This window comes from Cohnella sp. GbtcB17 (assembly GCF_019091135.1).
In the GTDB taxonomy this organism is placed as follows: domain Bacteria; phylum Bacillota; class Bacilli; order Paenibacillales; family Paenibacillaceae; genus Cohnella.
The window spans coordinates 1-8,594 of the sequence record NZ_JAGXJW010000109.1; the positions used below are offsets into that span (position 1 = coordinate 1).

Below are 8,594 nucleotides of genomic sequence, written 5' to 3' on the forward strand. Positions count from 1 at the left end.
TTGGCCGCCGACTTATTTCGTCATCGTCATCAACGCCGAGAAGATTGTCCTCACGGGCAAGAAGCTCCAACAGAAGAAGTACTACACGCACTCGCACTACCCGGGCGGTTTGAAGACGACGACGGCTGGCGATATGATCGCCAAGAAGCCGGCTCGCATCATCGAGCTTGCCGTTTACGGCATGCTGCCGAAGGACAAGCTCGGCCACCAGCTTCAGACGAAGCTTGAGGTATACGCCGGCGCTGAGCACCCGCACCAATCACCACAACCTGATGTTTACGATCTTCGCGGTTAATCGAGAGGGAGGACCTACCAATGGCTCAAGTGCAATATATCGGAACTGGCCGACGCAAGCATTCGGTAGCGCGCGTACGTCTCGTGCCCGGCGAAGGCCGCATCGTGATCAACAAGCGCGACATTAACGAGTATTTCGGTCTGGAGACGCTCAAGCTGATCGTGAAGCAGCCGCTGAACCTGACCGAGACCGCTGGCAAGTACGACATCATCGTCCTGGCTAACGGCGGCGGCATCGCCGGTCAAGCCGGCGCGATCCGCCACGGCATTTCCCGTGCTCTTCTGAAAGCCGATCCCGAGCTTCGCGGCTCGCTGAAGAAAGCCGGCTTCCTGACGCGCGATCCGCGTATGAAGGAACGTAAGAAGTACGGACTCAAGGCTGCACGTCGTGCGCCTCAGTTCTCCAAGCGTTAATTGTCTCTTCAAGCCCCGACAACTTCTTCGGACGACGTCGGGGTTTTTTAATGCCGATTTTTATACTTGTTAATTCCGATCAGGAAGCGTATAATTTATTGGACTAAAGCATCGTAAGGTGTCACCTACTTGTCAACAGGGGGTAGTTGAAAATGAATTTGCTTGAAAAGGAAGCGCTGATCCGCGAAAAAGCGGAAGAGTTCGAGCATGCTTCTCCGGAGACAGTCATCCGCTGGGCGGTTGAGACGTTCCCGAACATCACGTTTGCCTGCAGCTTCGGGGCGGAGGACGTCGTGCTGGTCGATATGCTGCAGAAAATCAGTCCGAAGACGGACATTTTCTACCTGGATACCGACTTCCACTTCAAAGAAACGTACGAGACCCGCGACAAGCTCGCGGCTTATTATAACCTGGAGTTCGTTCGCGTCAGCCCGCTCATCACGCCCGAGGAGCAAGCCGGCCAGCACGGCCCCGAGCTGTGGAAGGTCGATGCGAATGCTTGCTGCAACATCCGGAAGGTCGAGCCGCTGACTCGCATTCTGGGCCAATACGAAGCATGGATTACCGGTATCCGCCGCGATCAGGCGCCTACGCGCGCCAATGCCAAGAAGGTCGAATACGATACCAAGTTCGGCTTGGTCAAGTTTAACCCGATCGCCTCGTGGACGAGCGACGACGTATGGAACTACATCCGTTCCAACAATATTATTTACAATGCGCTTCACGACAATCACTATCCGAGCATTGGCTGCGAGTATTGCACGCGTCAGGTTATGCCAGGCGAGGATCCTCGCGCAGGACGTTGGGCCGGTCAAGAGAAGACCGAATGCGGATTGCATAAATAACAAGCATCGCGGAAGGAGAGGCCATATTTCATGAGTACGATTCAACCTCACGGCGGCGTATTGGTCATCCGCGTGCTTGAAGGCGCCGAGCGAGAGCAGCTGCTCTCGCAAGCCGGCAGCCTGAAGTCGATCCCGGTCAACGCCTGGACGATCTCGGATCTCGACCTGATCGGCGTCGGCGCTTTTAGCCCGCTGACAGGCTTTATGAACGAGCAGGACTACAAGAGCGTCGTTAACGGCATGCGCCTGGCTAACGGCATCGTCTGGAGCATTCCGATCACGCTGACGGTGAGCGAAGACCAAGCGGGCGGACTCGCGATCGGCGACCGCGTCGCGCTTGTAGGAGAGCAAGATGGCGTCGTATATGGCACGATCGACATCGAAAGCATCTATACGCCTGACAAGAAGCATGAAGCCGTCCAGGTGTTCAAGACGGACGATCTGGAGCATCCGGGCGTCGTCAAGCTGATGGAGCGTCCGAACGTCTACATCGGCGGACCGGTTCAGGTACTGAACCGTCCGCAACCGGAGAAGTTCGGCGAGTACTACTTCGACCCGGCCGAGACCCGTCGGATCTTCGCCGAGAAGGGCTGGAAGACGGTCGTCGGCTTCCAGACGCGCAATCCGGTTCATCGGGCGCATGAGTATATTCAGAAGTGCGCGATGGAGATCGTGGACGCGCTGTTCCTGAATCCGCTCGTCGGCGAGACTAAGTCCGACGATGTGCCTGCCAACGTCCGCATGCGCTCCTACGTAGCCTTGCTCGAGAATTACTATCCAAAGGACCGCGTATTCCTCGGCGTATTCCCGGCGGCAATGCGCTATGCAGGCCCGCGCGAGGCCATTTTCCATGCGATGGTGCGCAAGAATTACGGCTGCTCCCACTTTATCGTGGGCCGGGACCACGCCGGCGTAGGCGACTACTACGGTACGTACGAAGCGCAGGACTTGTTGAAGACGTTTGAGCCGGACGAGCTTGGCATTACGCCGCTCTACTTCGAGCACAGCTTCTTCTGCAAAAAGTGCGGCAATATGGCTTCGAGCAAGACATGCCCGCACGACAAGGAAGAGCATCTGACACTTTCCGGCACGAAGGTGCGCGCGCTGCTGCGCGACGGCGTCTGCCCGCCGCCCGAATTCTCGAGACCCGAGGTCGCCCAGATTCTGATCGAAGGCATGTCGGCATCCGCCGAGACGGCCGCCCGCTAAGCACGATCATAAATAGCCACCCTGTCCCATAAGATGTAGCGTACATCAAATGGACAGGGTGGTTTTTATTATGCGGCAAACCGAGGGTCACCGATATTCGCGGAGTAAGCATCCGAAAAAAATCGTCGTATGGATCACCCGCAGGGGAGCCTCCCGTCTCGGAGCCATGGCGGCGCTCGCCGCGCTTTTAGGTGTTCTGTTATGGGCGGAGATCCCCGCTATGGAGACGGGAGGCAGCACGTACCTGCGGACGCCGCTGACGGGCAAGACCATCGTGCTGGACGCAGGACACGGGGGCGTGGACGGCGGAGCGGTGAGCCGCGACGGCGTGATCGAGAAGGACATCAACATGGCGCTCGTGCTCCAGCTGCGCGATTACCTGCAACAGGCGGGGGCCGTCGTTTATTTGACGAGAGAGGGCGATCACGATCTGGCGGACTCGGACATTAAAGGTTATTCCAAGCGCAAAACCCAAGACCTGCTCAAACGGACCGCATTGATCGAAAAGAAAAGCCCTTATCTTGCCCTTACGATCCACATGAACAGCGTCCCTTCGGCCAAATGGTCCGGCGCGCAGACATTTTATTACCCGTCCAACACGGAGGGCGGACGACTGGCGGCTTTGGTGCAGGCCGAGATACGGGAATCCGTGGGCAATACGAATCGCGTGGCGCTTACGAAGGACAACGTATATTTGCTCAAGGCATTAAAGATGCCGACGGCGCTCGTCGAGGTCGGTTTTTTATCGAATCCCGATGAGTCGCGATTGCTTGCAGGAGAAGGCTATCAGACAAAAGTGGCGGCGGCGCTCTATAGAGGCATCCTTCGTTATGCTGAAGGGGAGGGTAAAGCGAAAGCGACGCCTCCCAAGCCCCCAAAGGCGGCCGGTTAGACTTAAGACATGGAGACTGTCCCTGGGACGCCCATTAACGGCGCTTGATTGTGCTATAATAAACACTTAAGATTATGCGCAACGGTTGGAGGTTGGAAACGCGAATGGCAACGAGAGAAGAAGTAATCGAGGCGCTGAAGGGACTTGAAGAGCCGACCTTGAAGCAGCCTCTTGCTCAATTGGGCTTGCTTAGAGATATCGTCGTCCGCGATGCGGGCATATCGCTGACGGTCGTGCTCCACCCGGACAGCATCGCCGGGGCGTCGCGCATCGAATCCGAGATCGCGACGGCATTGACCGCCATTCAGGCGGGCAAGCCTCACGTGCGGGTTCGACCGATGACCGAGCACGAGCAGGGCGAGGCGCGATCGAAGAGCGAAGGCGGACAGGCAGCGGCACCGGCGACCGCGGGAGCTAAGAAAGAAGCCGCACCGGTCAAAGGCCACAGCGCAGGACTGGAGCAGAATCCGCTGCTCAGACCGGACAGCGAGGTCGTCTCGATTGCGGTCGCGAGCGGCAAAGGCGGCGTGGGCAAGTCCACGGTAACGGTGAACCTGGCTGTCGCGCTGGCGCGCCGCGGCAAGCGGGTCGGCCTGATCGACAGCGATATTTACGGATTCAGCGTGCCGGATATGATGGGAATCGAAGAGCGGCCGGAGCAGGTCGGCGACAAGATCAAGCCGATCGAGCGGTTTGGCGTCAAGGTCATCTCGATGGGCTTCTTCGTCGAGGACAACAGCCCGATCGTATGGCGCGGTCCGATGCTGGGCAGAATGCTTCGCAACTTCTTTGCCGATATCGACTGGGGCGAGCTTGATTATTTGCTGCTCGACCTGCCGCCCGGCACCGGCGACATCGCGCTGGACGTGCACCAGATGCTGCCGAGGAGCAAGGAGATCATCGTGACGACGCCGCATGCCACCGCAGCCTTCGTCGCCGCGAGGGCCGGCGCGATGGCGATCAAGACGGAGCACGAGATCATCGGGGTCGTCGAAAACATGGCCTGGTACGAGAAAAACGGCGAGCGCGACTATGTGTTCGGAAGAGGCGGAGGCGGCATGCTGGCCGATACGCTGCATACGTCGCTGCTCGCCCAGTTTCCGCTCGGCGCGCCGGACAATCATCCTTCGGAGCCCGATTACTCGCCATCCGTGTACAAAGCCGACCATCCGACCGGTCGCGAATACCTGGCGCTTGCGGACAAAGTCATCGAACGCTGCGGCAAATAGAAATAACAAACAACCGCCGGCACATTTGCGCCGGCGGTTTTGCCGTTTATTTCGCGTTCGTTCATTTCGCCTTTGTTCACTTCGCGTTATTGGCCGCCGCCTCCGGACTGTTGGTCGCCGCCGCCGCTTTCGCCCCCGCCGCCACTTTGTCCTCCGCTTTCGCCTCCGCCACCGGACTCGCCTTTTGATTGCTCCGGCTTCGGCGTCAATTCCTCTTTAACGACATCCTGCAAAATTTTCATGAGCTCCAGCTTGAACACCGGGTTTTGAATCGCTTCGCCAACCGCGCTCATCATCTGTTTCCGGTATTCGGCCGTCTTGGTCGTTTCGAACAATACGGTTTTCATATCGCCCGTTTTAAACACATTCACGAGCTCCTGCTGGTATGTCGGATCCTTGAGCAAGTCCTTGTGAATTTGCTTGTTGTCCTTGCTGACGGCCTTCGCGAACTCTCCGGCGAATTTCGTGTCGGTCATGATCTCGCGGAGCACCTTCGAATAATTGGAAGAGGTCAGCACGTCCTTTACGGCGGTGCGGATCTGTTCCTGATCGGAAGGAGTCAAGGATTGCGCATGCAGGGAGCTGGTTCCGTACTTTTCGGTCGATGCCTTGTCCAACGCTTCTTGCGCTTCCTGGGAGCCCAGGATGTCGATGACCATTGACTTGACGTCTTTATAGCTCATCTGCTCGCTGCCGGCGCTCGATTCCGGACCGCAGGAAGAGAGCAGGATGACGGCCGTAAGCGCAAGGCCGGTCCACCACAAGCGAAGCCGCATAATGCGATCATCACCCTTTCCGGGAATTTGATCGTAGTATGCGACTTCGGCAGGCCGATTATAAGGAAGACTTCATGGCTTTTTGGGGCGGACATGGTAAAATGTTTTTGTACTGACGGGGGAGGAATACAATTGAATTTGCGTAAATGGATGAGCTTGTTCGGCACGACGATCCTCATCGGCGGCGGGGCCGCTTTGATCACCGGCGTCATTATGATGGTTTGCGATCCGAACTTTCAGATCGGCGGCGCCAAAGGCTGGGCCTTTAATCTGATTATGATGGCGCTTGCGGGCCTTTCGTTCGGCGCTTTTGCGCATATGGGCTTTTTCGCTTACCTGATGCTAAATTACATTGCCCGAAGCATTATCAAGCGTCCTTACCTTTGGGTGGCGCTTCAAGGCTTCGTCGCATTGTTCGTGCTCGCGGAGATCGTATACTGGACGCACGACAGCGAGTTTCCGCCCAATGCGTATTGGATCGTGCCGCTGCTGCTCTCGGTCGGATCGCTTGCGGTCGCTTGGCGCAAGGTGAAGGAGACGACGTCCGGCGCCTGGATCCCGACTTTGTTTTTTATGATCGCCGTGACGACGATCGAAGGCTTGCCCGGCTTCCGGTCAGGCGGGCTCTGGACGCAGCTGACGTTTACGCTGGTGCCGATTTTCGTCTGCAATGCGTATCAGATTCTGCGCCTGCATCATATTTTGAGCGTTCCAGGAGAAGCGCAGAAGATCAAGACGGAAGCGGGCAGCCACTAAAGACGGCAATCAATGGACAATCAGGCGACCTGGTTCCAGGTTTGTTTGTCTTGAACGGTCTGTCCCTTGGTTTCCGTCTGGCTCATGAGCTGGGAGACCGTTACGAATTCATATCCTTTGGCGCGAAGCTGGTCGATGATTTGCGGCAGCGCTTCGTGCGTCTGCAGGCAGGAGTCGCTTGCGTGCAGCAAAATGATGTCTCCAGGGTGAGCTTTGGTCACGACGCGCTGCACGATCGTATTAACGCCCGGGTTTTTCCAATCCAGCGAATCCGTATCCCATTGGATCACTTTGTAGTTCATGTCCTCGGCAATTCGGAGCACGCGCTTGTCAAAGTCGCCGTTCGGCATCCGGATCAGGTTCGGGCTTTTGCCGGTCTGGTCGGAGAGCATGCCGTGTGCGGTCTGGATCTGCTTGCGGATCTCGTCGTCGCTCAATTGGCTGTAGTTCACGTGTTTATGGCCGTGACTGCCGATTTCATAGCCGCCGTCCACGATGTTTTGCACGATGTCCGGATGCGTTTTGCTCCATGGCGAAGACAGGAAAAACGTCACGTTTTTCACGTTCTTCTCCTTTAGAATGTCCAGTATAGGCTGCGCTCTTTTCTCGCCCCAACTGATATCGAACGTCAGCGCGACGATCTTGCGGTCCGTCGGCACGCTATATACGGCAGCTGGCGGATGCGGGGCGAATACGCTGATATTGTCCCTTTCCGTCCAGATCACCCCCGCGGACAGCAGCACGGCGAGCGTGAGGAAAAAGTACCGCTTGATGCGGCGGCCGCTCCATACGAAAAAGTAGTTCATGATTCCGATCCCCTCTCGAATAGAAGTTTGAATAAGGCTTGGACGCTACAGCTTGTTCTAATTGCAATGTATGCTTGACCCATGGCAAGTTATGACGGTTGCGAAGGGGAGATCCAATTTGATCAAAAAAACGCTTCTGGAAGCCTGGAGGGACGTCAGGCCTTACTTTTGGGCGGCTGCCGTTATCTTTCTGGCGGGTCTGTTCGCAGGCTCCATATCAAACGGAGACATCGGCTGGCTGGACAAGCAGCTTCGCAGCATCGGAGAGATCGCGCAGCAGGCCAATGAATCGGACAATGTGAGCCTCTCGATGTTCTGGCTCATTCTCGTGAACAATCTCGTCGCAACGGCTTTCGCGATGTACCTCGGCATCGCGGCGTGCATCATGCCTCTATTTACGCTGGCGTTGAACGGATTGGTTATGGGCTATCTATTCAGACAGCTCGCGGACGAAGGCGAGAACTTATGGTCGGTGATCGTGAAAGGGATATTGCCGCACGGCATTTTGGAGCTGCCCGCCGTGTTTCTTGCTGGTGCTTACGGCATCCTGCTCGGCGCTCGGTTGCTGCAGGGCATCGGCCGTTCCGTGACGGGCAAGCCCGCGCCTTGGGCAAGATTTGCGGCAGCAATGAAGGGTTCGATTGCGATCTATGCGGTCGTGGCGCTGCTGCTGCTTGTAGCGGCTGTCATCGAGAGCACCCTGACGCTTTATTTGGTGAAGTCTTGATTTTTTTACCGGCAGCCATGTCATAAATCGGACTCAATTGGTGCATAACAGTAAAACGCTTAAAGGCGGACTGCCGCACGCGATGCTGGGATTGCACAGGAGGCCAACCGTAGGATGCTGGGAATGATGTTCACCGACAAGGAATGCAGAGAGCTGGATTACATGCTCCGCAAAGAACTCGACGAGATGCTGCTTGATCTGGGTGACCGCAGAATGGAAGGCCCGGTTAAAGAAGCGATCTTCAAGCGGTACAAGACGATTTTTAGAATGTACGCGAGAATCGCCGCGCCGAGGGAACTGTCCAGGTATGCATCGGGGCTTCGCAATCAACGTTCCTGAAGGAACGGCTGAGGAGCAACAAAAAGATTTTAAGTTCGCGCTATAAAGGGTTGACGATATACGACGGAATGTGATAAATTATCTAACGCCCCTCCTGAAGGGGAGAGCGGACAGGCGCGATGCAATGAATAATTAAGATGATTTACATATCTTACAAGTTGCATGGTCTGGGCGCGATGTGATATATTATAAAAGTCGCCGTTGCGAGGAAATGTTGCGAACGACGACCGAGATTGCTCCTTGAAAACTGAACATCGAGCGTTAAAACAAACGGACGCTGAAGCCTTTCGAGGCCGAAGCGAAAAGT

The 8,594-nt window shown here is 56.4% G+C and carries 11 protein-coding genes; 9 read left to right on the forward strand and 2 right to left on the reverse strand.

The genetic code is table 11. From position 1 onward, the window contains the following. From rplM to KVT38_RS32500, 6 genes are all read left to right on the forward strand, one after another. Positions 1–295 (forward strand): 50S ribosomal protein L13 (gene rplM / locus KVT38_RS32475; protein ID WP_217597897.1); only part of this gene is annotated, 295 nt, incomplete at its 5' end. A gap of 20 nt (positions 296–315) precedes the next feature. Continuing rightward, positions 316–708: a 30S ribosomal protein S9 gene (gene rpsI / locus KVT38_RS32480; protein ID WP_217597898.1), complete on the forward strand. Its 393-nt coding sequence runs from the start codon at positions 316–318 to the stop codon at positions 706–708. A gap of 152 nt (positions 709–860) precedes the next feature. Beyond that, positions 861–1,553: a phosphoadenylyl-sulfate reductase gene (locus KVT38_RS32485; RefSeq protein WP_217597899.1), complete on the forward strand. Its 693-nt coding sequence runs from the start codon at positions 861–863 to the stop codon at positions 1,551–1,553. A 30-nt stretch (positions 1,554–1,583) separates the two neighbouring features. Beyond that, positions 1,584–2,762: a sulfate adenylyltransferase gene (gene sat, locus KVT38_RS32490; RefSeq protein ID WP_217597900.1), complete on the forward strand. Its 1,179-nt coding sequence runs from the start codon at positions 1,584–1,586 to the stop codon at positions 2,760–2,762. Between the two features lie 70 nt (positions 2,763–2,832). After that, positions 2,833–3,654, forward strand: coding sequence for an N-acetylmuramoyl-L-alanine amidase CwlD (cwlD, locus tag KVT38_RS32495; RefSeq protein WP_483298212.1), 822 nt, complete (start codon positions 2,833–2,835; stop codon positions 3,652–3,654). 104 nt (positions 3,655–3,758) lie between these two features. Next, positions 3,759–4,883 carry a P-loop NTPase gene (locus KVT38_RS32500; RefSeq protein ID WP_217597901.1) on the forward strand — a complete coding sequence of 375 codons (1,125 nt, stop codon included), beginning with the start codon at positions 3,759–3,761 and terminating at the stop codon, positions 4,881–4,883. A gap of 86 nt (positions 4,884–4,969) precedes the next feature. Here KVT38_RS32500 and gerD read toward each other — a convergent pair whose 3' ends face one another. Continuing rightward, positions 4,970–5,659, reverse strand: a complete 690-nt coding sequence (gene gerD, locus KVT38_RS32505; RefSeq protein WP_217597902.1) for a spore germination lipoprotein GerD — start codon at positions 5,657–5,659, stop codon at positions 4,970–4,972. Positions 5,660–5,791: 132 nt separating this feature from the next. Here gerD and KVT38_RS32510 point away from each other — a divergent pair, with 132 nt between their 5' ends. Continuing rightward, positions 5,792–6,415 carry a KinB-signaling pathway activation protein gene (locus KVT38_RS32510; protein ID WP_217597903.1) on the forward strand — a complete coding sequence of 208 codons (624 nt, stop codon included), beginning with the start codon at positions 5,792–5,794 and terminating at the stop codon, positions 6,413–6,415. 20 nt (positions 6,416–6,435) lie between these two features. Here KVT38_RS32510 and pdaB read toward each other — a convergent pair whose 3' ends face one another. Next, a complete protein-coding gene (gene pdaB, locus KVT38_RS32515; protein WP_217597904.1) occupies positions 6,436–7,221 on the reverse strand; it encodes a polysaccharide deacetylase family sporulation protein PdaB in 786 nt (261 codons plus the stop codon). A 118-nt stretch (positions 7,222–7,339) separates the two neighbouring features. On the opposite strand from pdaB, the gene KVT38_RS32520 reads away from it, so the two are divergent. Together KVT38_RS32520 and KVT38_RS32525 are read left to right on the forward strand one after the other, a co-directional pair. Beyond that, a complete protein-coding gene (locus KVT38_RS32520) occupies positions 7,340–7,948 on the forward strand; it encodes a stage II sporulation protein M (RefSeq protein WP_217597905.1) in 609 nt (202 codons plus the stop codon). A 114-nt stretch (positions 7,949–8,062) separates the two neighbouring features. Further along, positions 8,063–8,287 (forward strand): hypothetical protein, encoded by a 225-nt coding sequence (locus KVT38_RS32525; RefSeq protein ID WP_217597906.1) that lies wholly within the window; start codon positions 8,063–8,065, stop codon positions 8,285–8,287. Positions 8,288–8,594 lie beyond the last annotated feature (307 nt).

Bases quoted from the DNA above. Each gene is read 5' to 3' on its own strand.
- rpsI (WP_217597898.1), top strand. From the start codon at position 316: ATGGCTCAAGTGCAATATATCGGAACTGGCCGACGCAAGCATTCGGTA.
- KVT38_RS32485 (WP_217597899.1), top strand. From the start codon at position 861: ATGAATTTGCTTGAAAAGGAAGCGCTGATCCGCGAAAAAGCGGAAGAG.
- sat (WP_217597900.1), top strand. From the start codon at position 1,584: ATGAGTACGATTCAACCTCACGGCGGCGTATTGGTCATCCGCGTGCTT.
- cwlD (WP_483298212.1), top strand. From the start codon at position 2,833: ATGCGGCAAACCGAGGGTCACCGATATTCGCGGAGTAAGCATCCGAAA.
- KVT38_RS32500 (WP_217597901.1), top strand. From the start codon at position 3,759: ATGGCAACGAGAGAAGAAGTAATCGAGGCGCTGAAGGGACTTGAAGAG.
- gerD (WP_217597902.1), bottom strand. From the start codon at position 5,659: ATGCGGCTTCGCTTGTGGTGGACCGGCCTTGCGCTTACGGCCGTCATC.
- pdaB (WP_217597904.1), bottom strand. From the start codon at position 7,221: ATGAACTACTTTTTCGTATGGAGCGGCCGCCGCATCAAGCGGTACTTT.
- KVT38_RS32525 (WP_217597906.1), top strand. From the start codon at position 8,063: ATGCTGGGAATGATGTTCACCGACAAGGAATGCAGAGAGCTGGATTAC.